The sequence below is a fragment of the Rudaea sp. genome, assembly GCF_036560865.1.
In the GTDB taxonomy this organism is placed as follows: Bacteria; Pseudomonadota; Gammaproteobacteria; order Xanthomonadales; family Rhodanobacteraceae; genus Rudaea.
Window position 1 is genome coordinate 12,152 of sequence record NZ_DATBQK010000064.1, and the last position, 26,193, is coordinate 38,344.

Here is a 26,193-nt window from a genome sequence, read left to right on the forward strand (position 1 = left end):
ATATACGGATTGAAGTCGGAGACAGATCATGGCTGCGCGCGCGATTGCAAGTTTGACCATCTCGTTCGGATTGGTGGCGATTCCGGTGAAGTTGTATTCCGCGACCGAGGCCAGCCGCACGATCTCGTTCAATCTGCTGCACAAGACTTGCGGCTCGCGCCTCAAGCAGCAGTATCTGTGTGCGAAGGAAGACATCCCCGTTTCGCGCGATGAAATGGTCAAGGGCTATGAATTTGCCAAGGACCAGTACGTGATGTTCACGCCCGAGGAATTGAAGGCGCTCGAGGAAACCGGCACGCACGCCGCGGACATCAGCGAGTTCGTGCCGATCTCGGCGATCGATCCGGTCTACTTCGACAAGGCCTATTACCTCGCGCCCGACAAGGGCGGCGCCAAACCCTACGCGCTGTTCGCCAAGGCGCTGCGCGAATCCAAGCGCTGCGCGCTCGGACGCTGGGCGACGCGCGGCAAGCAGTACATCGTGATGATCCGGCCGGTGCAGGACGGACTCGTGATGCAACAACTGCTGTACGCGAACGAAGTGCGCTCGATCAAGGACATCGACCTGGTGACGATGGATGTGCGCGACGCCGAACTCAAACTCGCGCGTCAGCTCATCGATCAGCAATCGAGCGACCGCTTCGATCCGAGCGCGTACACCGACGACGTCGCCGCGCGCATCGAAGCCGCGGTGCAGAAGAAAGTCGAGGGCCAGGAAATCACCATGGCCGAAGTGCCCGAAGGCGGCGCCCAGATCATCGACCTGATGGAAGCGCTGCGCGCGAGCCTCGGCAAGAAAGGCGCTGCGTCGACCAAGGCGAGCAAACCGCAGGCGCAAACCGAAGCACGCAAGCCGCCGAAGCGCGCGGAACCAACCGCTGCCGGGACGCGCAAGAGCGCCAAGAAATAGCCGCGCGGACTGGCGAAATCATGCATCAGTACGGCGTCCGTGACGTCGAGAAACTGCTTGGCCTGCCGCGCAGCACGATCCGCGCCCTGATCGCTGCGGGATTCGTGTCGCCCGCGCGCGGACCGCGCAACGCCTGGCTGTTTTCGTTCCAGGATTTGATCGTCCTGCGTACCGCGCAGGCGCTAGCTGCCGCCAAGGTGCCGCATCGGCGTATCACCAAGTCGCTGAAAGAACTGCGCCGTCATCTTCCCGAGACCATGCCCTTGTCCGGCATGCGCATCGGCGCGGTCGCGGATCGCGTCGTGGTCAGCGAAGGCGGCAAGCGCTGGCAGGCGGAGTCGGGGCAATACCTGCTCGCCTTCGACGGCGATCCGGCCGAAGGTTCCTTGAGCATCATTGAGCGGACCGCAGAGCCGCCGCCAAGCGACGACTGGTTCGATCAGGCGGTCGCGCTGGAACAGAACGACCTCGAAGCCGCGATACGCGCCTACGAGCGCGCGATCGCCGCGGATCCGGCACACGTCGATGCGCGTATCAACCTCGGGCGCTTGTTGCATGAAGCCGGACGTCTGGCGCAGGCCGAGCGCGTGTATCGCGATGCGCTCGATGCAGGCGGCAGCGACGCCGTCTTGCTGTTCAATCTAGGCGCGCTGCTCGATGATCTGAACCGCAAGTCGGATGCTGCGGCTGCGTACAAGGCGGCGCTGGACGTCGATCCGGATTTCGCCGACTGTCACTACAATCTCGCCCTGCTGTTCGAACAACTGGAAAAGCCGAAAGAGGCGATCAAGCACATGTCGAAGTATCGGCGGCTGATCGGTACGAGCTAAGCTAGGTCATGATCGTCGATTGCGAAATCCGTCTCGCCATGCCCAGGGACGCGCACCGCATCGCCGCGATGTCGCGCGATTTCGTCGAGCACGGACTCGGCTGGCGCTGGAATGCGGGCAAGGTTCTGCGCAGCATCAACGACCGCGCGGCCAATGTCGCGGTCGCCTGCGAACGCGGCGAGCTGGTCGGTTTCGGCATCATGAAATACCTCGACGACGAGGCGCACCTGCACCTGCTCGCCGTACAGCCGCAGCGGCAGCGCCGTGGCGTCGGCGCCGCATTGATGGCCTGGCTGGAGGCAACGGCACTCACCGCCGGCATCGGCGTCGTCTATCTCGAAGCGCGCTCGTCGAATGCGCAGGCGCGGGCTTTCTATCGCCGGCTCGGCTACTCCGAATTCGAATTCGTGCGGCGTTACTATCGCGGCGTCGAAGATGGCGTAAGGCTGGCGAAGGATTTGTGGTAGCGCTGACATTTCGGGATCGAGGCGATGGCCGAACGCGCGCTCAGACTGTGACTTCAGCGATGGGCACGCTGCGCCGCATGCCGTACAGGATATAGATCGCAGCGCCGAGAATCGCGTAGCCGCCGAGGATCGATGCCGGAAGGGTGTCGCCGCGGCGCGCCTGCGCGATGATGTCCAGTCCCACCGGCAGAATCATCACGATGCACATCACGATCGCCGCGACCGGGACGTAGCCGATCCAGACCTTGCCGACGTGGAAGCCGCCGAACGGTACGCGGAATGGGCGCGGCAGGTCCGGACGCGCGGTGCGCAGCCACATCAGGCTCAGGCACACGATCACGAACGCCAGCCCCGTACCGATGCTGACCAGATCGCCGAGGATCGAAATCGGAAACAGCGCGGCGAGCACGGCCGAGATGACACAGACCAGGATGCAGCCGATCCACGGCGTGCGATAGCGTGTGTGCAGGCGACCGAATACGCCCGGCAGCAAGCCGTCCCGGGCCATCGCGAAACAGATGCGCGAATGGCCGTAGCCGTTGACGAGGAGGACCGATGACAATCCGGTCAGCGCGCCGATCTTGATCAGCACGGCAAAGCCTGGATGGCCGATGCGATCGACGGCGACGGCAATCGGGTCGGGCACGCCAAGTTCACGGAACGGCACGATGCCGGTAAGCACAGCGGCGACGATGATGTAGATCGTCGTGCTCACGGCGAGCGCGCCGAGTATGCCGATCGGCATCGCGCGCTGCGGATTCGCGGTTTCGCCGCCAGCGGTGGACACGGTCTCAAACCCGAGGTAGGCGAAGAACAGGATCGACGAAGCGCGCAGCACGCCCTGCCAGCCATAGGTGAAACCACCTTCGTTCGGCGGCACGAACGGAGTCCAGTTGTGCGCATCGACCGCACCGACGCCGATCGCGACGAAGGTAGCGAGTACGGCCACCTTGATCGCAACGAGCAGCGTATTGACCCATGCGGATTTGGATACGCCGAGCACCAACACGATCGCGATCAGCGCAAGCGCAGAGGCGGCGATGAGGTTCAAATTTCCGCTGACGCGGAATGACGTGTGTCCGTCGACGCTCGTCGATTGCAGCAGCGAGGCCGAAATCGCGGCCGGCAGATGTATGCCGAAATCGCCGAGCAGGCTCACCAGATATCCGGAGAAACCGACCGCGAGCGCGGAACCGGCCAGCCCGTATTCGAGCATGAGCAACCAGCCCAGCGTCCACGCATACACTTCGCCCATCGCCGCGTAGCAATAGGTGTACGACGAACCTGCGGCGGGAACGGCGGCGGCAAGTTCCGCATAACACAGGCCGGTCAGCGCGCAAGCCGTTCCGGCGAGCAGGAACGACAGCATCACGCCGGGTCCGGCATAGTTTGCCGCAGCCGGACCGATCATCACGTAGATGCCGGCGCCGACGATGCAGCCGACGCCGAGCAGAACCAGATTCAGCGGCGTGAGCACCTTGCGCATGCCGTTGTCGCGGGTTTCCAGCAGCAGCGCCTCGACCGACTTGCGTGCGAACAGGCGCGAGGTGTTCATGATTTTTCGCCTTTGTCGTTGCGCTGCGAATTGAAGATTTGCATCAGTGCAATCAACGCGTGGTTGCTGCCTTGCGCGAGGCCCCGAATGATTTCCGGATAGACGTCATTGCGCTCGTCCTGGCCGAGCTTGAACTTCGCCTGGATATCGAGCACCTGCGCACGAAACGAAATGATCCGCTGCGACAACTGTGCATAGCGTGCGTGCATGTCGTCGACGCTCCAGCGCTGCGGCCGGCCGGCCTCCATCGCATCGACGAGGTCGCGCACGATGTGATCGAGATCCTGCGCGTTGTCGAGAAATTCGATGCGCACATCGAGATTCGCGCAGGCATAGTTCCAGGTGGGTGCCTGCGTGCGATCCGTGAACCACGACGGCGAGACGTAACCGTGCGGACCCATGAACAACAGACGCGCGCGCGGATCGGCTTGCAGCTGCGCGACTTGCGGATTGGCACGCGCGAAATGTCCGGTGAGACTGAGGACGCGGCCATTGTCGCTGCGCTCGACGCGCAGTGGCAGGGGCGTCGCGTTGCCGTTGTGCGAGACGACCCACGCGAGCGGATGGTGCGCGATCAGTTGGGCGACATCATTGTCGCTGCGCGGCGAGAAACGGGAGTTTGTCATCGGGGTGCCGTCTGGGTGCGAAGGGAATTGCTCGGTCGCTGTCGCGCGCGCCGCGTCCACCACATGCTCGCGCCGAGCGCGGCCATCGTGAGCAGCGAGAGCCCGCTGCAGAACACCATCACGCGCCCGGCCAGCCCGGCGAATTCGCCGGTGTGGATCGGATAGAACGCGTTGGTGATTTTTTCATTGAGCGGCAATTTGAAGGCATCGCGGTCGAGCAGCACGCTGCCGTCGTGCGCATCGACGTACACCGTCGTCGTGCCATACACGCGCCGTAATTCGCCGGGCTGACGCAGGCGAATTCTGTAGTAGGCATTGTCCGCACTCGGCATTTCGATCAGTCCCAGGCTCGCGTCCGGATAGCGCGCCAGCGCGGTGGCGAGCGCTGCGCCCAGTGGATAGACGCTCGTCTGCGCAGCGTTGGCTGACCTGGGCACGGGCGTTTCGACGCCGAGCCAGCTATCCGGCGGCCATTCCTGCAGCACGCCGCAGCTGACGATGACGATTGCGGGCACAACCAGCATCAACCCGAGCGCGCGGTGCCATTTGTATACATTTGCGCTGAACGCACCGGTCGTCCCCGGCAACAGCACACGCCGCCAAGCTTGACCGCGCGCAGGCCAGGCGAGCTTCAGACCGAGCAGCAGATTGGAAAGCAACAAAGTACCGCTCAAGCCCAGGAACCATTTGCCACGATCGCCGGCGAACAAGGTTTCATGGAAATCATGCGCGGTCTGGAACAGGCCCGGCGCGGGGTAGTCGTAGTCCAGTGGACGCTCGCGCAGCACGCTGCCGGTGCCGTCGACGCGCAGCGTGCGCGTGCGCTCGTTCTTGTCGGTAAACAACAGGTCGAAACGATTGCGCGATCCTTCGCTGGCCATGATGTAAGTCAGCCTCGATGTCGCTTCCTTGTCCGCAAGCTTCGCCACCTCGACACCGAACTGTGCAGGCGCCAGCGGCTGCGCCGGCCCGCGCAGCAGCGCATCGTCGAGTTCGCCACGAAATACCAGAATCACCCCCGTGGCTGCCTGCAAAATCCACAGCAGGCCGAAGGTGAGGCTGAGGTATTTGTGCGCGTTGCGCAGGATCGACCGCATTCCGTCCGCCTTCGTCGGGATGGAGTGTTGGACTGTCGCTCAATCTCGACTCAATGGGTGCTTGGCGCTTTTGTCCCGGGGACTTTCGTTGTCGTGGGCGGGCCAATCTCTCATCGGTGGGCTTTTGCTCGTCATTCCAGCGAAAGCCGTGCGTAGCCCTCCCCTTCAAGGGGAGGGTTGGGTGGGGATGGTGTTGTCGTCCGCGCGTCATTCCCGCGCAGGCGGGAATCCATCTTTTGCTCGTCATACCGGCGAAGGCCGGTATCCAGTGCCTGCGGCGAGCGGGTCACTTTTCTTTGTGTGCCCAAAGAAAAGTAACCAAAAGAAATGCACCCCCGATGCCGCGCTCGCAGGGTGAAGCCCTGCGAGTGCGCAAGGTCACGCAGGGGTTCGCTTGACGTACGTCCCTATACGTTCGCGAACTGACGCGCATCCTGCGCGTCATCCTCACGGACTTTTCCTGCGTGCCCTCGCCGCGGCAAAGGGGGACCCGGATCAACAGCAAAAGCGGGTGCAGTACATCGCATATAAGCGCAGTCCATGGATGGACGGGTTCGTGGAATAACCGGTGGCCTTCGCGGTGCCGAGCATCGCAGGCTGCGGCGGTTAATGCCCGCAGGGGCGCACGCAGGCGACGGCATGGATGCCGGAGGTAGAGCAACGCAGGAGCAGTTGCCGGACGCGTGCGCGTGAGCGAATGTACACGGATGTACATCAAGCGAACCCCGACGCAGTCGAGAAGCGCAGGGCATTCTGATTCGCACGATGCGAATCAGAACACCGCGTCGGGCGCCTAGCTTTTTGGTTACTTTTGCGCAATGGCAAAAGTAACTCGCTCGCCGCAGGCGAGTGAAAGCTTTTGCTTTGCAAAAAGAGTAAAACTGGATTTCCGCCTGCGTGGGAATGACGAGCTACGGGGCACTGGATTACGCGCGGCTTCTTCCCACGCAGGTCCGCCTGCGCCGGCACGACGAGCAAAGAACGGCGAGCAGACCAAATCAGGGGACAGCCGTCAGCACTTGCGCCGGCTCGTCGGTCAGATAATGTGTCGGCGACACACCGAAGGTACGGCGGAACATAGCGGTGAACGCGCTCGGGCTGTTGTAGCCGACATCGAGTGCGGTCGCGGTGACTGAATGGCCGGTCGCCAGGCGCGAGAGTGCGTCCATCAGGCGTACCTGTTGCCGCCACATCGCGAAACTCATGCCGGTTTCGCGACGGAAGCTGCGCGTGAACGTGCGCCGGCCCATCGCGGCGGCGCTGGCCCAATCGTTCAATGCATCATGCTGCGCCGGGTCGGCGAGGATCGTCTTGCAGATGCGCGCGAGGCGCTCGTTGACCGGCATCGGCACGCACAATGGAATGCGCCGCGCACAATGAATCTCGTCGAGAATCAGCATCATGATGCGTGCATCGCGGCCTTCCAGATCGTATTCGATCGGCAGCTCCGCCGCGGCGAGTATCAGTTCGCGCAACAGATTCGAGACTTCGATGACCTGGCAGGTTTTCGGCAGATCGGGTGCGGCGTCGGGCGAAATGTACAACGTGCGGATCAGCACGCGACCGCGGCAGCGCACCTCGTGCTCGACCCCGGCGGGAATCCAGATCGCACGCTGCGGCGGCGCGACATAGCTCGCGTCGTTGGTGCTCAGAATGGTCACGCCGCTGGTCGCGTAGACCAGTTGAGCGCGCACGTGACTGTGCCGGGGATCGAAAAAACCGGGCGGATAGTCATCCATCAGTACCGCTATCGGACGCGGTACGAATTGGTAATCGATGCCTTTCTTGCTGCGACCCATGTGGCCCACGCTAGACGATGAATGGTCCCCTCTCGACAGCGTATTTTCAAACGAGGATTACATTGAGCTGCAATTCGATTCTACGCACAGAAACGAATGTCACGCAATCGTCACGGCAGCAGGCGGGCCTGCGGCGCCTGGGAGCGGAGTCTTCGATGAGATACGTAAAGGGACAGTCGGCATGAGCCAGGAATCGAGGCCACACCTGCCGGCACGAGCGGATTCGACCCCTGATGCGGTCCGGTCGGGGAAGCTCGAAGTCGACCCGCTCGATCCGCAGATTCGCCGCTTCGTCTCCGAGCTGGCGCAAGCATGGCTGCGATATCCAGAGACTGGCACGCGCTCGATCGTCGAGATGCGCCGCATTGCCGAGCAGGTGCGCGCACCCTGGCGCGAGGGCGGTCCTGCGATGGCGGTGACGCGCGAACTGCAAGTGCCCACCGCGCAGGGCGACGTGCGCATACGCATCTATCGTCCGCAGGCAAACATCGATGCGCAGCCCGGGCTGGTTTATCTGCACGGCGGCGGCTGGACGATGTTCAGTCTGGATACGCACGATCGCATCATGCGCGAGTTTGCGGCGCGCGCCGGCGTGGTGGTGGTCGGCGTCGACTATGCCTTGTCGCCTGAAGCGAAATTTCCGTTCGCGCTGCATCAGATCGTCGATGTCGTGCGCTGGCTGCACGCAAATGCCGACTCGCTGAATATTGACGCTTCGCGTCTGGCCATCGGCGGCGATTCGGCAGGCGCCAATCTTGCCGTCGGCACGGGTCTTTTTCTGCGCGACGCGGGCGAGGCCGAACGGCTACGCGGCATGCTGCTGATCTACGGCTGCTTCACCAACGAACTCTCGCAACAGGCAATGAATGGATTCGGCGCCGAAGGCAATCTGCTGACCAGCGCGGAGATGACGACGTTTTGGGCCAACTATCTGGCGACGCCTGCCGATGCGCTTGATCCGCTGGCGTCGCCCTTGCGCGCTCAACTCGGCGGCCTGCCACCGGCGTTCCTGATGAGCGGGCGGTGTGACGTGCTGGCGGAACAGAGCGATGCATTCGCCGCGCGCCTGCGCGCAGCCGGCGTCGCGGCCGTGCTGAACGAATACGCGGGAGCGACACACAGTTTTCTCGAAGCGGTGTCCATCTCCGATGTCGCCGATCGCGCGATCGACGACGGCGCCGCGTGGCTGCGCGCGTGTCTGCGCGCGTGATGGCCTTAACGCGATGATTAAAGACCCCGCTGCGCGTGCGTCGCCATGGGGATCGGAACAAATTAAAAGCGGACAAATCGAGTCGGAATCTTTGAACCTGGAGCCAATCCAGCGAACGCTTCTCTCATCAATCATTGGTCTTGGGGTGACGTATGACTACTCATGAATCCCGTATTCCGGGCCGCGTCGGCAAGCGGCATTTGCTATATCTGGGCGTGCTTCTCGCGTTGGCCGGCAATCTTGGCGCAGTCGCCGCGGCAGAAGACGCGGCCGACGACAGCAAGAAAGATACGACCACGCTTGAGAGCATCGTCGTCTCGGCTCCCGACTACGTTCCGCGCGACACCAACGGCGCGGCGAAGTCGACGATACCGCTGATCGAAACGCCGCAATCGGTGACGGTGATTCCGCGCGACCAGATCGATCTGCTCGACTGGCAGAACCTGAGCCAGGTCGTGCGCTATACCGCCGGTGTGATCGGCGAGAACTACGGCGCGGATCCGCGCTACGACTGGCTGACGCTGCGCGGTTTCTATCCGCCCGAATACATCGACGGCTTGCAGGCACCGATCGGGTCGGTGAGCAATGTCGGCGTCGATCTGTACGGCTTCCAGAGCGTGGAAGTGTTGAAGGGCCCGTCGTCGACCCTGTATGGACTTGCGCCCCCGGGCGGCATCGTCAATCTGACCAGCCGCCGGCCCGAAGCGCAATTCAGCGGCGAAGCGCAGTTGCAATACGGCAGTTATGCGAACGGACAAGTCGCCGCCGACGTAACCGGCCCGCTCGATGCGGACGGGCGTTTTCTCGGCCGTCTTACCGCACTTTATTTCGACAAGGGCACGCAGACCAATGGCGTTGATACCAACCGCTATTACATTGCGCCGGCGTTCACATGGGTCGTCTCGCCCGAGACCAATCTCACCTTGCTGAGCTATTTCCAGCATGATGACGTCTACGGCGATGGCGGCGGGTTCCTGCCGATCTTCGGCGTTGCGAAACCCAACCCGCTCGGCAAAGTGCCGACCAATACCAACCTCGGCGACACCGACTACAACCACTTCAAGCGCGACGAGTACGGCGTCGGCTACGACTTCAGCCACAAGTTCAACGACGACTGGCGCTTCGAGCAGAACCTCAAGTACTTTTCGTCCGACGTGAAAATCCTGCAAGTCTACGGCGCCGGCCTCGTCGACGCGAATTTCGATGGCGTGCCGGACGATTACCATACGGTCAACCGCTACAACTTTCCGTTTAACGAAAACACCAAGTCGTTCAACGTCGATTCGCGCGTCGAGGGCAAAATCGACAGCGGCGACGTCAAACAGCACGTGCTGTTCGGCCTCGACTACCGGCGCTACACAGAGAATTCCGAATTCGGCTTCGCGTCCGCGCCGCCGATCGATCTGTTCAATCCGGTGTATGGCGTGCCGATCGTGACGCCAACCTCGCTGTTTCCGTACGTCCAGGAAGTGCAGAAACAGACCGGCGTCTATGGCGAGGACCAGATCAAGCTCAATCGCTGGGTGCTCACGCTCGGTGGTCGTTATGACAACGTCGACCAGACGAATTCGGGCGCGAGCGAATCGAACAGCAAGTTCACCTATCGGGCTGGACTCAATTACCTGTTCGAAAGCGGGTTTGCCCCGTACGTGTCGTACTCGACGTCGTTCCAGCCGACGCCCGGAGCCGATTTCGGCGGCCACGCATTCAAGCCGACCTCGGGCGATCAGGTCGAAGCGGGAATCAAGTTCCAGCCGACGTTTCTGCCGGCCGGGATGAATGCCTTGCTGACCGTCGCGGCTTATGACCTGAATCAGAAGAACGTGTTGACGCCCGACCCGAATACCGCGCACGCCTTCTTCAACGTGCAGACCGGCGCGGTGGAGGTCAAGGGACTGGAACTGGAGGGTGTCGCGCGCTTCAACGAACGCTGGAGCTTCAACGCGGCCTATACCTATACCGATTCGCAGGTGACCAAGAGCAACGGCGCCGACCTCGGCAAACAACTCGTGCAGGTTCCCAAACAGCTGCTATCGGCCCTGGTCGACTACACCGAGCAGGATGGCAGGTTCGCCGGGCTGGGGGCGAGTCTGGGCGGGCGCTATGTCGGTTCGAGCTACGGCGATCCGGCGAATGCATACAAGGCGCCGTCGGTCGTACTCTGGGATGCGACGATTCATTACAATCTGGACAAATGGGTCATGCAGCTCAATCTGTCGAATCTGTTCGACAAGGAATACCTGTCGCGCTGCTCGAGCGATGCGCAGTGTTTTTACGGCCTGCGCCGTGTGATCAATGCGACGGTGACGCGCAAGTTCTGAACGCACGGTGCGTACGTCGATGAAACCGACCGCCTGCGCAGGAGCTTTGTTGCGCGGGCGTCGCCTTGCGCTGACTGCGCGGTGCGGTATTTCCTGCGCCGCGCTTTTGGCCACACTCGCCATTGCGATGTCCACGGCAGCGACTGCATCCGATGCGAAGTCGGGCACCGCGAAGGCGGTGCTGCCGTGGAAGCTCAATCCGTATCCGAGCACCTACAAGCCGCTGCCGCGACAGGACACCCTGATCGTGAATGCGACGATCCTCGACGGCGCAGGTCATCGCTACGATCAGGCCAGCGTATTGCTGCGCGACGGCAAGGTCGTCGAGATCGGCGCAGGAGCCATCGCCGCTCCGGCGGGCGCGAAGACGATCGATGCGGCCGGCCGCTGGGTCACGCCGGGCATCATCGACGTACATTCGCACGACGGCGATTTCTCCGCGCCGTTCACCAGCCTGGACGCGCAGAATTCCGACGTGAGCGAATCCTCCGACCCGGTCACCGGCAACGTGTGGGCCGAGCATTCGATCAATGTGCAGGACCCCTCGTTCGAGCGTGCGCTCGCGGGTGGTGTGACGACGCTGCAAATTCTGCCCGGGTCGAGCAACCTGATCGGCGGTCGCAGCGTGGTGCTCAAGAATGTGCCGGCGACGACGGTGCAGGCGATGAAGTTTCCGGATGCGCCGTACGGTCTGAAGATGGCCTGTGGTGAGAATCCGAAGTATACATTTGGCGGCAAGGGCAAATTCCCGTCGAGTCGCATGGGCAATGTCGCCGGCGTACGCGCCGCCTGGCTCGAAGCGGCGGAATATCGGCGGAAGTGGCTCGACTACGAATCCGGCAAGCAAGACAAGCTGCCCGACGACGATCTGAAGATGGACTCGCTCGCCGGCGTACTCGATGGCGATATCCGCGTGCATTGGCATTGCTATCGCGCCGACGACATGGCGACGCTGTTCGATACGGCGCGGGAAGCCGGCTTCCGCATCACCGCGTTTCATCACGCGGTCGAGGCCTACAAGATCCCCGAGTTGTTCGTGAAGAACCACACCTGCGCGGTCGTCTGGTCGGACTGGTGGGGCTACAAGATGGAAGCGCTCGACGGCATTCGCGAGAACGCGGCCTTCGTCGATGCGGCCGGCGCCTGCGTGGCGATGCATTCGGATTCGCCGTGGCTCGGTCAGCGTCTGACCTTGGAGGCGGGCAAGGCGATGGCGGCAGGCAATCGCGCGGGTTTGCATGTGAGCGACGAGCACGCGATCCAGTGGGTCACGCTCAACTCTGCCAAGGTGCTTGGACTGGACGCGAAAATTGGCTCGCTGCAAGCGGGCAAGAACGCCGATCTGGTGGTCTGGTCGGCCGATCCGCTGAGCGTATATGAGAAGGCCGATCAGGTGTTCATCGACGGCGCGCTGGTCTACGACCGCGCGGACGCGACGCGTCGGCCGCGTTCGGATTTCGAGTTGGGCCAGCCAAGCATGAGCGCACCAACGAAGGCGGGTGGCGATGGCAAATAACTCCGCCACGCACGCAACTCTGCGCTGCACATTCGTCGCAGCGCTGTTGCTTGGCGCTGTGGTGGCCCACGGCGAAACGATTGCGATCGTTAACGCCCAGGCTTGGCCGATGACCGATGCCGGCGGTGCGCAGGGCCGCATCGACAAGGCCACGATCGTGATTCGCGACGGCCGCTACGAGTCCGTGGAAGCCGGCACGGCGCCGCCCGCAGGTGCGCGCGTGGTCGATGCCGCCGGCAAGGTTGTCACGCCCGGCTTGATGAATGCGAATACGCATCTGGGTCTGGTCGAAGTGTCTTCGCTCGAGGAAACGCGCGATCACGGCGTCGCCGATGGTCCGCTCGGCGCGGCATTCGATGTGCAGTACGGCTTGAATGCGAACTCGGTGCTGTTGCCCAGCGTGCTCGCCGATGGCCTGACGCGCGCAGTGGCCAGTCCGACTTCCGCCGCGGACGCGGCATTCCTCGGCATGGGCGCGGTGCTGCGCATCGTGCCCGGTGGCGATATCCTGGATCGCGCCAGGGCCGCGATGTACGCCAGCATCGGTGGCGGCGCGGCAAAAAAAGGTGGTGGTTCGCGCAGCGCGCAGTGGCAGTTGCTGCGCAATGCATTCGATGAAGCGAAATTGTATACAACCAAAGGCATGATCGGCGCGCCGCGCGATCAACTGCAGAATGTGCTGAATATCCAGGCGCTGCGCGCGATGCTCGACCAGCACATGCCCCTGGTCATGCAGGTATCGCGCGAGTCGGATATTCGTCAGGCGGTCAGCCTCGCCGACGATTATCGCATTCCGCTGATCATCCTCGGCGGCGCCGAAGCCTGGCGCTGCGCCGACCTGCTCGCGCGCCACAAGGTCGCCGTCGTGATCGATCCGGAAGCCGATCTGCCGTGGAATTACGACGAACTTGGCTCACGTGCGGACAGTGCCGCGATTCTGCAGCGTGCCGGTGTGACGATTGCGCTCAACGTATCCGGCAATACGATTTATCTGAGTCACAACGCCGGCGTCGCCTTGCGCGAAGCGGCGGGGCTGGCGGTGGCCAATGGTTTGCCGCGGCTGGACGCGCTCAAGGCGCTCACCGTGAATCCGGCGCGCATCTTCGGTATTGCCGATCACTACGGCAGCATGGCGCACGGACTCGATGCCGATCTCGTCATCTGGAACGGCGATCCACTGGAGCCGGGCGCGGCGCCTGATCTGGTGCTGATGCGCGGCGTGCCCGCCTCGCTGGTCACGCGCCAGACCCTGCTGCGCGATCGCTACGCACCGAAGGCCGCGCAAAATCCGTGGCCGCCGGCATATCGCAATTGAACGGCAAATGAAAGAAGCCGATCTCACCGCGAAAGACGCAAAGGACGCAAAGTGAGTGAGATTTTTCTTCGCGTACTTTGCGTCTTTTGCGGTGAATGACTGTGCTTTTCTTCTACCTTGCTGCCTGTCATTACATGAAATTGCATAGAGCCGTGTTGAATGTCCTGGCGATCTTCGCGGCATTGTTTGTCGTCGCGTTCGCGCAGGGACAAAGCGTAAAAGCGGATGGGGATACATTACCACTGGTGCCGACCCGGCATATCCGTTTCGATACCGACGAGGGCACCTGGGTTTCGCTCGACGTCTCGCCCGATGGGCGCAGCATCGTCTTCGAGCTGCTCGGCGATCTGTATCGCATGCCCACCGGCGGCGGCGAGGCGCAGGCGATCACCCACGGTCTGGCATTTGACTCACAGCCGCGCTTTGCACCGGACGGCAAGCACATCGTTTTCGTCAGCGATCGCTCCGGCAATGAAGATGTGTGGATTGCCGATGTCGATGGCACGCACGCGCAGCAGGTTTCGATGCTCGACGACAACGCCGTGTTTACCTCGCCTACGTGGTCGGCCGATGGGCGTTCGATCTATGTCTCGGTCTTCCACCCTGACCTGAATGCATATGAGTTGTGGCGCTATGCGATCGGTGGCGACGGCCGCGGCGAGAGGATAACCAAGGGCAAGAGCTACGACGCACAGCCCAAGGATCAGCGCTACAGCGTGCTTGGCGCCACGGCATCGCGCGACGGCCGCGCGCTGTATTTCGCCGGCCGCTACGGCACCTTCGATGAAGACATGACTTTGCCGATGTGGAGTATCCAGCGGCACGACCTCGCTACTGGGTCCGACGATACCATCGTCACGAATCAGGGCAGTGCGATGCGACCGGCAGTGTCGCCCGACGGCAAGACTCTGGTCTACGCCGCACGCTTGCAAGGTCAGACGCAACTGCGAGTGCGCGATCTCATCAGCGGCGGCGATCGCGAACTGGTCTATCCGGTGCAGCACGACGATCAGGAAGGCGAGTCGACGCGCGACGTGATGCCGGGTTATGCGTTTACGCCGGATGGAAATGCGCTGATTGCTGCCTACGCAGGCAAAATCCATCGCATCGAGTTGACCAGCGGCAAGGCGACGACAATTCCGTTTCTCGCCCACGTCGATCTCGATATCGGCCCGTCGCTGCGCCATTCGTTCAAGGACGATACCGGCCCCGTGCGCGCGCGCCTGATCCAGGCGCCGGTCGCCTCGCCGGACGGCAAACGCATCGCGTTTTCCGCGCTTGGTCGCGTGTATACAATGGAACTTGTGCAGAATGCGATGCCGCAGGCGCTGACGCCGCCGGGTGTGCCCGCATTCGAACCATCCTGGTCGCCCGATGGCAAGTCGATCGTTTACATCAGTTGGACGGCGAAGGACGCCGGACAAATTTGGCAAGTCGATGCGCACGGTGGCACGCCGAAGGCGCTGACGCGGACGCCCGCTTACTACACCAATCCGGTATTTACGCCGGACGGAAAATCCATCGTCGCGCAACGTTCAAGCAATTACGAACGCATGCATCAATACATGGAATACGGCCCGCTGCGTCAGGCCGATTTGATCGCGCTGCCGTCGCGCGGCGGCGACGCACGTGTGCTTGCAAGTGGACGCATTGGCGGACTGCCGCACTTCAGCGCAGACCGCGCCACGGTCAACGTGGTGTTCGACGACGGCTTGAACGCGGTCAAGCTCGATGGCAGCGGCCGGCACAGGCTCATTGCGGTCACTGGGCCTGGATACTATTTCCAGGAAGGCCGTGCGCCGGTCGACGATCTGCGCATCAGTCCGGATGGGCAGTGGTTGCTGGCGCAGACATTCGAGCAGCTCTACCTGTTGCGCATGCCGACTGATACGACCAAGGCTATCGATGTCGACGCGCCGCCGGTTGCGCATCGCAAGCTCGCCAGTGTGGGCGCCGACTTTTTCGGTTGGGCCGATGGCGGCAAGACAATTACGTGGACAGTCGGCTCGACGTTCTATCGCCAACCGCTCGCGAACGTCGCACTCGACGCCGCCGGGCAAGAAGGAACGCGTACTCGGCCGCAGCCGGGTCAGGATGGCGTCGAGGCGTTTGCGGCAAACGTCGAAGTGCCGCGCGATGTGCCGCACTCCAGTGTAGTTCTGCGCGGCGCAACCGCGGTCACGATGCGTGGCGATGAGGTAATCGCCGACGCCGATATCCTGATCGTCGACAACCGCATTGCGGCGATCGGCCAACGCGGTGAGGTGAAGATTCCGGATGCGACGCCAGTGCGCGATGTCGGCGGCAAGTTCATCGTGCCGGGTTTCATCGACACGCACGATCACTGGGCCGAGGTACGGCGCGGCGTGCTGGACATGCAGAACTGGAGTTTTCTCGCCGATCTTGCGTTCGGCAAGACGGCGGGACTCGATCCGTCGACGCTGAGCATCGACATGCTCGCCTATCAGGATCTGATCGATGCTGGCCTGTCGCTCGGGCCGCGCGGTTACTCGACCGGCACGGCGATTTTTTCGTTCTATGAATTCACCAGTCTGCAACAGGTCAAGGACGTGCTCTCACGCTATGTCGATCATTTCCGCCTCGGCAACCTCAAGGAATATCGCACCGGCAACCGGCGTGTGCGCCAATGGGTGGCGATGGCGGCCAATGAACTGGGCCTGCAGCCGACCACTGAGGGCGCGCTCGACATGAAGCTCGATCTGACCCAGATCATGGACGGCTTCGCCGGCAACGAGCATGCGCTGATTGCCGCGCCGCTGTACAAGGACGTCATCGAGCTGCTGCGGCAGACGCGCGTGAGCTACACGCTGACCCTGCAGATTTCGCACGGCGGTCCGCCGGCGCAGAACTATTTCATCGAACGCGACCTGCCGCAGAACGATGCGAAATTGAATCACTTCTCACCGCCGCTGCTGGCCGAGAAAAAATTTTCGCGCCGGCATTGGTATGCGGCGGACGAATATTTCTTCGGCGCGATTGCGCAGGGCGCAGCCGCGTTGCAGCGCGCCGGCGGTCTGGTCGGCACCGGCTCGCACGGCGAAGTGCCGGGCTACGGCATCCATTGGGAAATGCAGGCTTATGCCGCAGGCGGCATGACTCCACACGAGGTCCTGCGCGCGGCGACGATCGGCTCGGCCGAGACGATCGGCCGGCAGGATGAAATCGGCAGTCTCGCGCCCGGTAAATTTGCCGATCTGGTCATTCTCGACAAGAATCCGCTCGATGACATCCGCAACACGCTGGCGATTGCACAGGTGATGAAGAACGGTCGTCTCTACGACGCGAATACGCTCGACGAGATCTATCCTGAATCCAGGCCGTTGGCGCCGCAGTGGTTCGCGGGCGAGCGCGCGGCGCTCCATCCCACATTGGCGCATTGAATTCGGCCGAATTTCCTTAATCACGCTTCGAGGAGCACATCATGAAGTTTCGCAACCTGATTCTTGCCACGACGCTCGCGCTCGCATTCAGCATCCCGGCGTTCGCCGAGCAGGGCACGCGCAAGATGATCGAGATCTACCACATCGCGCCGGGCAAGCATGTCGAGTTTCTCAAGCTGATCGCGCAATACGACGAAGCGAACCGCCAGGCCGGGCTGCCGCCACGCGAGCTCTACGTGCATTCGGATGGCGCGTCGTGGGACTTTCTGCTGATTCAGCCCGAAGACGTCGACCCGGCAAAGTCCCCGCTCGTCGCCGCGGCGTTGAAGAAGCTCGGTGCACCAACCGGCGCGAAATTCTTCATCGCGATCCGCGAAACCATCGCCGAGCACACCGATACGGTCGCGACCGGGCCTACCACGGCCGCGGAATGGCTGAAAAAGCTCGCGGATTGAGTGCGCGAGCGGATCAGTCTCCGCTCACGACACGGATCAGGCGCTCGCTTCGACCTGATCCAGGCTCGACTTGTCGCCCTTCGGCCGCGGCGCGTCGAGCACGTTGCCGGTGACGAGGTAGTAGATCGATTCGGCGATGTTGGTGACGTGGTCGCCGATGCGCTCGATGTTCTTGGCGATGAACATGAAGTGCGCGCCGATCGCGACGTGCTGCGGATCGCTCTTCATGTAGTCGATCAAGCGGCGGTAGATACCGGTGTAGGTGTCGTCGATCTGCTCGTCGCAGGCCCACACGGTGATCGCCTTTTCCTGATTGCGCTCGCTGAACGCGACGACGACCGCAGCCAGCTGCCGGCGTGCGAGCGTGCCGAGTTCGCCGACTTCATTGACCCATTCGTCGGGCGAGTGCTTGTTCAAGGCGATCAGACGCTTGCAGATGTTCGCCGAGAAATCGCAGATGCGTTCGAGCTCGACGACGATGCGCAAGGTGCTGATCACTTCGCGGAAGTCGCGCGCGATCGGTTGGCGCAGCGCGAGCACACGAATCGCACGCGCTTCGATATCGCGTTCGAGCGCGTCGACGTCGATATCGTCGCGGATCACGCGTGCCGCGGTCTCCGCGTCGCGTGCATGCAAGGCTTCCAGCGTCGTGGCGAACTGACTCTGCGCGAGTTCGCCCATGCGCGCGATCGCCGCGTTTAGCTGGGAAAGTTCGTCGTCGAAACTTTTTACGATATGGTCTGACATGGAGTTGCGGGCCTGTTGAATGTCTGGGTTGCTTGTTGCGGCAGGGCTGAGGGCCTAGGGCTGAGGGCTGAAGATCAAAAGCCTCATATTGCCGGCTTTTCAGCCCTCAGCCCTCAGCCCTCGCTCCTAGCCGTAGCGTCCCGTGATGTAGTCTTCCGTCATCTTCTGCGTGGGGTTCTCGAAGATGGTCGTCGTGTCGCCGAATTCGATCAACTCGCCAAGATACATGAACGCGGTGTAGTCGGACACACGCGAGGCCTGCTGCATATTGTGCGTGACGATGGCGATCGTGTAGTGGTCCTTGAGTTCTTCGACGAGTTGCTCGATCTTGCCGGTGGCGATCGGATCCAGCGCCGAGGTCGGCTCGTCGAGCAGGATCACCTCGGGTTTCAGCGCGACCGCGCGTGCGATGCACAGGCGCTGTTGCTGGCCGCCGGACAGGCCGAGCGCACTTTGATGGAGTTTGCCCTTGACCTCGTCCCATAGCGCACCCTGGCGCAGCGCTTCCTCGACGCGCGCGTCCATTTCGGCCTTCGACAATTTCTCGTAATGGCGGATCGCATAGGCGACGTTGTCGTAGATCGACATCGGAAACGGCACCGGCTTCTGAAAGACCATGCCGACCTTGCTACGCAGTCGGTTGAGCGGATATTTCGGGTCGAGGATATCGTCGCCGTCGAGCCGTACCTGACCTTTCGCCTCGAGCTTGGGATAGATCGAGTAGATGCGGTTGAAAATGCGCAAAAGTGTAGATTTGCCGCAACCGGACGGGCCGATCAGCGCGGTGACCTTGCGCTCGGCGATGTCGAGGTTGACGTTCTTCAACGCCTGATAGCCGTTGTAATAGAAATCCAGACCGCGCGCCGACATCTTCGGCGCGGCTTTCACCGCAGCGGACGTACCGGCACCTGGCGGTGGCGCGATCAGGGAAATATGCGGATCAGTCATTGTTTTATAACCGTCGCGAGCGAAGGGAGTTCGTGCGCGCACGGAGCGCAGGAACCGGAGTGTATGTGCGGAATACATGAGCGCGAGCGTGATTTCACGCTCGCCAATGGCGCGCGTGGCGAGCACCGTACGCGCACGAAATTCCGAGCGCAGTAGGTTAGAAAACAATGACTAGTCATTGGGCACCTTGTTGCGCAACAAAATCGCGCGCGAGATGAGGCTCAGCGTAAGCACGAACAGCGTGACGATCAGCGCGCCGGCCCAGGCCAGCGACTTCCAGCCTGCGTACGGGCTCAGGGCGAATTTGTAGATCACCACGGGTACGCTGGCCATCGGCTGGCCGATGTTCGTGCTCCAGAACTGGTTGTCGAATGCGGTGAACAGCAGCGGCGCGGTTTCGCCGCTGATGCGCGCGAGCGCGAGCAGAATGCCGGTGACGATGCCGGGCAGGGCGGCGCGGTAGAGCACCTGCACCGTGACCTTCCATTGTGGAACACCAAGCGACAGGCCCGCTTCGCGCATCGTGCTCGGCACCAGCTTGAGCATTTCGTCGGTCGTGCGTACCACGACCGGCAGCACGATCAGGGCGAGCGCGAGCGCGCCGGAAAGCGCCGAGTAATGACCAAGCGGGCGCACGACGATCGTATAAATAAACATTCCCAGCACGATCGATGGCGCGGAAAGCAGGATATCGTTGAAGAAGCGAATCGCTTCACCGAACCGGCTCTTCTTCGCATATTCGGCCAGATAGGTTCCGGCCGCGATGCCGATCGGCGCACCGATCAGTATCGCCACGGCGCACATCATTGCGCTGCCGACAAACGCGTTCAGCAGACCGCCGTCCTCGCCCGGTGGTGGCGTCATTTTACTGAACAGGTCGAGATTCAGTGCGGCAATGCCGTTGAAGAACGTCGTCCACAAAATCCAGGCGAGCCAGAACAAGCCGAAGATGGTCGACGCGGTAGCGAAGACGAGGCCGGCGCTGTTGGCGATGCGGCGACGGAAATAAAGGCGGTCGGCGACGGCCATACGCGCATCGGCTGCCGGATTCGAAGGCGATGTGTTCATGCCTTGCCCTCGCGTTTTTCCATCTGCCGCAGCATCAGCTTGGCGATTGCGAGCACGATGAAGGTGACGACGAACAGCAGGAACGCCAGCGCGATCAGCGAGGAGCGGAATATCTCCGAATCGGCCTCGGCGAATTCGTTGGCGATCGTCGCCGCAATCGAGTTGCCCGGTTCGAGCAGGGACAGCGACAGGCGATGCACATTGCCGAGCACGAAGGTCACCGCCATCGTCTCGCCGAGCGCGCGGCCGAGGCCGAGGAAAATGCCGCCGATCACCGCCGTGCGCGTATACGGCAGGACGACATCCCAGGCCACCTCCCACGTGGTCGAGCCGAGCGCGTAAGCCGATTCCTTCAGGCGCGTCGGCACGGTCAGGAAGACTTCGCGCATCACCGAGGAAATAAAAGGAATCACCATCACCGCGAGCACGATGCCTGCGGTGAGCATGCCGAGGCCCAGCGGCGGGCCGCGAAACAGTGGGCCGATAATCCACCAGTTGCCGACATGGTCGTTGAGCCAGGGAATGATGTATCTGCCCATGATCGGCACGAACACGAACAGGCCCCACATGCCGTAAATGATCGACGGAATGCCGGCGAGCAGCTCGATCGCGGCGCCGACCGGTGTGCGCAGCCAGGTCGGCGCGATCTCGGTCAGATACAGCGCGATGCCGAAGCTGACCGGCACGGCGATGAGCAACGCAATCGCTGCGGTGACCAGGGTTCCGTAGACCGGCGCGAGTGCGCCGAACTTGTGCGTGACGGTGTCCCAGTCGGATGAAATCAGGAATTTGAAACCAAAGGTCTGGAATGCTTCGCGACCGCCCCAGAGTGTGGTCAGCGCGACGCCGGCCAGAAGCAGCAGAACCAGCATGCCCGCGCCGAACACGATCCCGCGGAACGCACGATCGGCGTTGCCGTCGTGCTGCGCGCGGCGTTCGTCGATTCTGGAGATTGCGGTGATATTTGCGGACATAAGATTTCTTTTCCCTTCTCCCATCAGGAGAAGGTGCCCGTCAGGGCAGATGAGGGTTCGGGATCGCCGAAGCGCCGATAGGCACCCGGACCCTCACCCCAACCCCTCTCCCGGCGGGAGAGGGGCCCGGTGCTGAGAATCAGAGCTTGATTTCCGCCTTCCAGTAGGTCTCGATCTGCTCGACCAGGTTTGCCGGCAGCGGCACGTAGTCCAGCGCCTTGGCGGCGTCGGTGCCGTTGGCATACGACCATTTGAAGAAGTCGAGCATCGCCTTGGCGTTCTCCGCGCTTTTCGGCGTCTTGTAGACCAGCGCCCACGAGGTTGCGGTGATCGGCCAGGAGTCGTCGCCCGGCGCATTGGTCATCATGAGATTGAAGTCCTTGGCACTCTTCCAGTCTGCGTGCGAGGCAGCTGCGGCGAAACTGGCGAGGTTGGGGGTGACGAATTTGCCTGCGGCGTTCTGCATCAGGGTATATGCCATCTTGTTCTGCAGTGCATAGGCGATCTCGACGTAGCCGATCGCGCCGTTGATCTGCTGCGCATAGGCCGCGACGCCTGCGTTGCCCTTGCCGCCGACGCCCGTTGGCCATTGCACCGAGGTACCTTCGCCGACTTTTTCCTTCCATTCGGGGCTGACCTTGGACAGATAATTCGTGTAGTTGAACGTCGTGCCCGAACCGTCCGAGCGCTCCACCGTCTGGATCGCCGTGTCGGGCAGTTTGAGGCCGGCGTTCTGCGCGGCGATGGCCGGATCGTTCCACTTCTTGATCTTGCCCAGATAAATATCCGCGAGCAGCGGACCGGTGAGCTTGAGTTCGCCGGCCTTGACGCCCTCGATGTTCACCACGGGGACCACGCCGCCGATCACGATCGGAAACTGAGCCAGTCCTGCCGCGTTCAATTCATCCGAAGACAAGGGTTTGTCCGATGCGCCGAAATCGATCGTCGCGGCCTTGATCTGCGCGATGCCTGCACCGGATCCGCCACCGCCGTAATTGACATGGTTGCCGGTCTTCTCGGCAAAAGTGGCCGACCATTTGGTAATGACCGGTTGCACGAACGTAGAGCCCGCGCCCGTGATGTCGACCGCCTGCGCCGCGCCGGCCAGGGACAGACCAGCGGCGACGGCAAGTGCCGTCAGCGAATAGCGAATGTGTTGAAGCCCGATACGTTGGAACATGGAAACCTCCGTTGACAGTATGAAACCGTGGAGGCGGCGTGCGGCGTGCTACCCCGGCTCGCCAGCGCTCCTTGATACCGGCGCAGGCTACGCGGGCAATTTGAAAGTTTTATGACAGCGGGGCTGGAGCACTTTTAAGTTAAGTGCCTGCACATGGCCCGGCCTGCTTTTCACCTCCCCCGGGGGAGGTCGGCACGCGCAGCGTGCCAGGAGAGGGGATGCGCCGAAGGCGTCCGCTTGCGCGAGCGCAACCCCTCTCCCCAACCCCTCTCCCGCAGGGGGAGAGGGGCTAAAGCCAAAGGCGCTGCGGTAACCATTTTTGACGCAAATGCTTACCATGGCGTGACCTGTATTGCGCCCCCCTATCCATGGCGTGACCTGCGTTGCGCCTCCCCCCTTGCGGGGGAGGCCGGCACGCGCAGCGTGCCGGGAGAGGGGATGGCGCCGAAGGCGCCCGCTTTCGCGGGCGCTACCCTCTCCCCAACCCCTCTCCCGCAGGAGGAGAGGGGCTCAGCGTTGGGCCCTCAGCCCTAACCTGTAACAAAACGGTAAACTTGGGCCTCTCCCCGGGGAAGCACCGATCATGTTTTCACTCCAAACCATTTTCGGCAAAGGCGACAAGTTTTACGGTCTGCTCGAGGCAAGCGCGGATGCCGCGAGGCAAAGCGCGCGTGCGCTGATCGCGCTGCTCAAGCAGAAAACCCCGAGTCCGTCGCTCGATGAATTCCGCACCGCGCGTCGGCGCGAGAAGCAGATCATCGGCGAGATCAGCGCCGAACTGGTGAACACCTTCGTCACCGCGCTCGAGCGCGAGGATATCGAAGCATTGTCGGCCGCCTTGTACCGGATTCCGAAAACGGTCGAAAAATTCGCCGAGCGCTACGCCTTGTTCGCCGGCCAGCTGCTCGACATCGACTACGTCTCGCGCGCGGTCATGCTCGAGAAGGCCTGCGAGGTGATCTCCGAAATGGTGGGGCAGTTGCGCAAGGGCATGGTGCTGGAAACGATGAAGGAAATGAACGATCGCATGCAGGCGATCGAGGGCGAAGCCGACCGCCTGATTCTCGACCTGTATCGCGAGCTGTACAGCAAAGAAAGCGACGCGCGCAATCTGCTGCTGCGCAAGGACCTGTTCGAACTGCTCGAAAAAGCCATCGATCGCTGTCGCGACGCGGGCAACGTGGTGTATGCCATTGCGCTGAAGAATTCGTGAGGTCTGCGTGAGCCTCTCGCTGGTTCTTCTCGTCATCGCCGTCGCGCTCGTCTTCGAGTACATCAACGGCTTTCACGACACAGCCAACTCGATCGCGACCGTGGTCGCGACCAAGGTATTGAGTCCGGGTCAGGCGGTGCTGCTCGCGGCGATAACCAATCTGCTCGGCGCGTTGTGGGGCACGGCCGTGGCGAAGACGATTTCGTCCGGCCTCATCGATGCGGGCATGGTCGACGTGACGCCGGCGCTGCTCATTTGCGCCCTGCTCGGCGCAACGATCTGGGACCTCATCACCTGGTGGCGCGGCTTGCCATCGAGTTCCTCGCACGCATTGGTGGGCGGCCTGTGCGGCGCGGCGTTGGCCGGCGCGCACAACAACTGGCACGCGATAATCTGGTCGCAGCCCGGCGTGCACTGGTGGGACGGCAAGGGCATGTGGCCGAAAGTGATCCTGCCGATGATCACCTCGCCGCTGGCCGGATTCGTGATCGGCTTCGCGATCATGGGCGCGCTGTTCGCGATCATCGCCTGGATCGGTGCGCGCAAGAACCCGCAAATCCAGAAATTCGGCCGGCCGCGTTTCGTAAACATGTTTTTCGGCAAGGCGCAGATCTTCTCGGCCAGCGCGATGGGTCTGTCGCACGGCATGAACGATGCGCAGAAGACGATGGGCATCATCGCGCTCGCGCTCGCCGGCGCGACCAGTGCCGGCTCGCTCGATCAGTTGCCGGGCTTCCTGCATTTCCTGCGCGTCGAGCAGGATGCGAACAAGTCGTTCGATATCGCGATATGGATCAAGGTCATCTGCGCGCTGACCATGGCCGCCGGCACCGCCGCGGGTGGCTGGCGCATCATCAAAACGCTTGGCCACAAGATGGTCAAGCTGCATCCGATCAACGGCTTCGCCGCGGAGACCAGTTCGGCCGCGGTGATCCTCGCCGCATCGAGCGTCGGCATTCCGGTATCGACCACGCACAACATCTCCGCCGCGATCATGGGCGTCGGCGTCGCCAAGAATCCCAATGCGATCAAGTGGACCGTGGTCGAGCGCATGGTCTGGGCCTGGCTGCTCACGATCCCGATCGCCGGCGCCCTGGCCTACGTGATGGTGCGCGGCGTGCAGATGCTGACCACGCCGTAGCGGCCGCCCATTCCGCGTTGAACGGGATCGAGCTACCGTGACGTAACGTACCTTCGTATGGGGCGCCCGGCGGATATTCGACTCCGGCCTCGATATTCACCCCGATATTCGAAGGTGGTGACGTTGGCGCTGAGCACCGCCTTGGCGATCTGGTTGAGCACGTTGTAGCTCAGCGTGCGCCCGTCCGACCGCGTGGTCTGATTGCCGTCCGCGTCGTATTGGTAGGTCGCGCTCGTCGTGCCGCTGATCGCGGTCACCGCCGCCGCACTGCCGCTGGTTCCGTGGTTGGCGCAGCCGGCCGGGCCGGCGTAGCTATAGGCCTGTGAGATGTTGGTGACACTACCCGTGGTCGCTTGATTGCACAGGTTGCCCAGCGCATCGTAGGTCATCGTCTGCGTGGCGAAGATGTTGATCAGACTGCTGCCCGACAACGTACCCAGCTGCGAGACGGTGAGCCGGTTGAGCGCATCGTAGGTCAGCATCTCGGCGGGCGTCTTGGCCCCGCTGGTCGAGTGCACGCGCGTGGTCAGATTGCCGGCCAGATCGTAGCCATAGGAGAGATCCTGCAAGCCGCAGGTGCCGCTGTTGCCGTTGGTGCACAGCGTGCTCAGGCGGCCGGTGTTGGCGTAGTAGCTCAGGGTGGTGACCAGGTTCGTGCTGCCGCCGCGGCGCTCGCTGGTGGCTTGGCCGCGTTCGTTGGTGGCGAGCAACTCATACAGCGTGCCGCCGGCAACGCGCGTATCGAGCTGCTTGTCCACAAAGCCGTGCGTGGTGTAATGCGCGGTGGTGATCTGGGTGGTCGCATCCTGTTGTTGCAACGCGCGGCCGTAGGCATCGTAGGCGGTGGTTTCGGTATAGACGTAGCCGGCGATCGAACTGGTGCGCTGGTACAGCCGGCCGAGGCTGTCATAGATCATCGTGCGGCCGAAGGCGGTGTAGGTGCCGCTGCTGGCGCTGTGACTTTCGCTGGCGAGTTGGCCGTAGCCGTTCGCAGCGGTGTCATAGGTCCACGTATCGAGCATGTTGGTGCCGTCGACGGAGTTGCTCGTCGCGCGCTGCCATTTGCGGCCCAGGGCGTCGTAGCTCAGGCTAATGGTCTGATTCTTCGCATCGGTCTGGCCGATGACATCGCCTGCGGCGTTGTAGCTGAAGCTGCTCGTGCCCGAATCGCTGTCGTTCTGCGAGGTCTTGCGGCCCAGCGCATCGTAGGTAAAGCTCGACGTCACCGCGCCGTTGCCCCCGTTGCGCGCGATCATGAGCACGTCGCCGGCCGCATCGAAGGTTTGCGTCACTACCAGCGAGGTCGTCGCATCGCCGCCGCCGCTGGTGCCCGGATCGTCGCTCTCGACCGTTTCGCCGAGCGCGTTCTTGACCGTCTCCCAGGTCTTGTTGCGCGGGTTGGTTGTGAACGTCGACAGGC

The 26,193-nt window shown here is 62.5% G+C and carries 21 protein-coding genes; 11 read left to right on the forward strand and 10 right to left on the reverse strand.

The window, feature by feature from the left end; genetic code table 11:
- Nucleotides 1-28: 28 nt before the first annotated feature.
- The 3 genes from ku to VIE67_RS06940 are packed head-to-tail and all read left to right on the forward strand — an operon-like array spanning nt 29 to nt 2,207.
- Entirely contained in the window at nt 29-910 is an 882-nt protein-coding gene (gene ku, locus VIE67_RS06930; protein WP_332024612.1) for a non-homologous end joining protein Ku, read from the forward strand.
- A 20-nt stretch (nt 911-930) separates the two neighbouring features.
- A complete protein-coding gene (locus VIE67_RS06935) occupies nt 931-1,740 on the forward strand; it encodes a tetratricopeptide repeat protein (RefSeq protein WP_332024614.1) in 810 nt (269 codons plus the stop codon).
- An 8-nt stretch (nt 1,741-1,748) separates the two neighbouring features.
- Nucleotides 1,749-2,207: a GNAT family N-acetyltransferase gene (locus tag VIE67_RS06940; protein ID WP_332024616.1), complete on the forward strand. Its 459-nt coding sequence runs from the start codon at nt 1,749-1,751 to the stop codon at nt 2,205-2,207.
- Nucleotides 2,208-2,247: 40 nt separating this feature from the next.
- On the opposite strand, the gene VIE67_RS06945 is transcribed toward VIE67_RS06940, so the two are convergent.
- The 4 genes from VIE67_RS06945 to VIE67_RS06960 all read right to left on the reverse strand — a co-directional run bounded on the left by VIE67_RS06945 (nt 2,248) and on the right by VIE67_RS06960 (nt 7,224).
- Nucleotides 2,248-3,762, reverse strand: a complete 1,515-nt coding sequence (locus VIE67_RS06945) for an amino acid permease (protein WP_332024618.1) — start codon at nt 3,760-3,762, stop codon at nt 2,248-2,250.
- Nucleotides 3,759-4,388: an FMN-binding negative transcriptional regulator gene (locus VIE67_RS06950; protein WP_332024620.1), complete on the reverse strand. Its 630-nt coding sequence runs from the start codon at nt 4,386-4,388 to the stop codon at nt 3,759-3,761. The genes VIE67_RS06945 and VIE67_RS06950 overlap by 4 nt, the downstream gene beginning before the upstream one ends.
- Entirely contained in the window at nt 4,385-5,485 is a 1,101-nt protein-coding gene (locus VIE67_RS06955) for a PepSY-associated TM helix domain-containing protein (RefSeq protein ID WP_332024622.1), read from the reverse strand. The genes VIE67_RS06950 and VIE67_RS06955 overlap by 4 nt, the downstream gene beginning before the upstream one ends.
- Nucleotides 5,486-6,483: 998 nt before the next feature.
- Nucleotides 6,484-7,224: an AraC family transcriptional regulator gene (locus VIE67_RS06960; RefSeq protein WP_332024624.1), complete on the reverse strand. Its 741-nt coding sequence runs from the start codon at nt 7,222-7,224 to the stop codon at nt 6,484-6,486.
- Between the two features lie 241 nt (nt 7,225-7,465).
- Between VIE67_RS06960 and VIE67_RS06965 the strand changes: the two genes are divergently transcribed.
- The 6 genes from VIE67_RS06965 to VIE67_RS06990 all read left to right on the forward strand — a co-directional run bounded on the left by VIE67_RS06965 (nt 7,466) and on the right by VIE67_RS06990 (nt 17,502).
- Nucleotides 7,466-8,494, forward strand: a complete 1,029-nt coding sequence (locus tag VIE67_RS06965) for an alpha/beta hydrolase fold domain-containing protein (protein WP_332024626.1) — start codon at nt 7,466-7,468, stop codon at nt 8,492-8,494.
- 152 nt (nt 8,495-8,646) lie between these two features.
- Nucleotides 8,647-10,815 carry a TonB-dependent siderophore receptor gene (locus VIE67_RS06970; protein WP_332024628.1) on the forward strand — a complete coding sequence of 723 codons (2,169 nt, stop codon included), beginning with the start codon at nt 8,647-8,649 and terminating at the stop codon, nt 10,813-10,815.
- Nucleotides 10,816-10,942: 127 nt separating this feature from the next.
- Nucleotides 10,943-12,331 carry an amidohydrolase gene (locus tag VIE67_RS06975; RefSeq protein WP_332024630.1) on the forward strand — a complete coding sequence of 463 codons (1,389 nt, stop codon included), beginning with the start codon at nt 10,943-10,945 and terminating at the stop codon, nt 12,329-12,331.
- The gene (locus VIE67_RS06980) at nt 12,321-13,646 is read left to right on the forward strand and encodes an amidohydrolase family protein (RefSeq protein WP_332024632.1); all 1,326 of its coding nucleotides are present in this window, start codon (nt 12,321-12,323) and stop codon (nt 13,644-13,646) included. The genes VIE67_RS06975 and VIE67_RS06980 overlap by 11 nt, the downstream gene beginning before the upstream one ends.
- Nucleotides 13,647-13,780: 134 nt before the next feature.
- Nucleotides 13,781-17,047, forward strand: a complete 3,267-nt coding sequence (locus tag VIE67_RS06985; protein ID WP_332024634.1) for an amidohydrolase family protein — start codon at nt 13,781-13,783, stop codon at nt 17,045-17,047.
- A gap of 41 nt (nt 17,048-17,088) precedes the next feature.
- Entirely contained in the window at nt 17,089-17,502 is a 414-nt protein-coding gene (locus tag VIE67_RS06990; protein WP_332024636.1) for a hypothetical protein, read from the forward strand.
- Nucleotides 17,503-17,538: 36 nt separating this feature from the next.
- On the opposite strand, the gene phoU is transcribed toward VIE67_RS06990, so the two are convergent.
- The 5 genes from phoU to pstS form a co-directional block, all read right to left on the reverse strand.
- On the reverse strand, nt 17,539-18,249 hold the full coding sequence (phoU, locus tag VIE67_RS06995) for a phosphate signaling complex protein PhoU (protein WP_332024638.1): 711 nt from the start codon (nt 18,247-18,249) through the stop codon (nt 17,539-17,541).
- 126 nt (nt 18,250-18,375) lie between these two features.
- Entirely contained in the window at nt 18,376-19,197 is an 822-nt protein-coding gene (gene pstB / locus VIE67_RS07000; RefSeq protein WP_414707308.1) for a phosphate ABC transporter ATP-binding protein PstB, read from the reverse strand.
- Between the two features lie 171 nt (nt 19,198-19,368).
- Nucleotides 19,369-20,226 carry a phosphate ABC transporter permease PstA gene (gene pstA, locus VIE67_RS07005; protein ID WP_332024652.1) on the reverse strand — a complete coding sequence of 286 codons (858 nt, stop codon included), beginning with the start codon at nt 20,224-20,226 and terminating at the stop codon, nt 19,369-19,371.
- A 35-nt stretch (nt 20,227-20,261) separates the two neighbouring features.
- Nucleotides 20,262-21,239 carry a phosphate ABC transporter permease subunit PstC gene (gene pstC / locus VIE67_RS07010; RefSeq protein ID WP_332024640.1) on the reverse strand — a complete coding sequence of 326 codons (978 nt, stop codon included), beginning with the start codon at nt 21,237-21,239 and terminating at the stop codon, nt 20,262-20,264.
- A 139-nt stretch (nt 21,240-21,378) separates the two neighbouring features.
- The gene (gene pstS, locus VIE67_RS07015) at nt 21,379-22,419 is read right to left on the reverse strand and encodes a phosphate ABC transporter substrate-binding protein PstS (RefSeq protein WP_332024642.1); all 1,041 of its coding nucleotides are present in this window, start codon (nt 22,417-22,419) and stop codon (nt 21,379-21,381) included.
- Between the two features lie 583 nt (nt 22,420-23,002).
- Between pstS and VIE67_RS07020 the strand changes: the two genes are divergently transcribed.
- Both VIE67_RS07020 and VIE67_RS07025 read left to right on the forward strand, forming a co-directional pair.
- The gene (locus tag VIE67_RS07020) at nt 23,003-23,632 is read left to right on the forward strand and encodes a DUF47 domain-containing protein (protein ID WP_332024644.1); all 630 of its coding nucleotides are present in this window, start codon (nt 23,003-23,005) and stop codon (nt 23,630-23,632) included.
- Between the two features lie 7 nt (nt 23,633-23,639).
- Nucleotides 23,640-24,773: an inorganic phosphate transporter gene (locus VIE67_RS07025; RefSeq protein ID WP_332024646.1), complete on the forward strand. Its 1,134-nt coding sequence runs from the start codon at nt 23,640-23,642 to the stop codon at nt 24,771-24,773.
- Nucleotides 24,774-24,805: 32 nt separating this feature from the next.
- Here VIE67_RS07025 and VIE67_RS07030 read toward each other — a convergent pair.
- Nucleotides 24,806-26,193 (reverse strand): hypothetical protein (locus tag VIE67_RS07030; protein WP_332024648.1); only part of this gene is annotated, 1,388 nt, incomplete at its 5' end.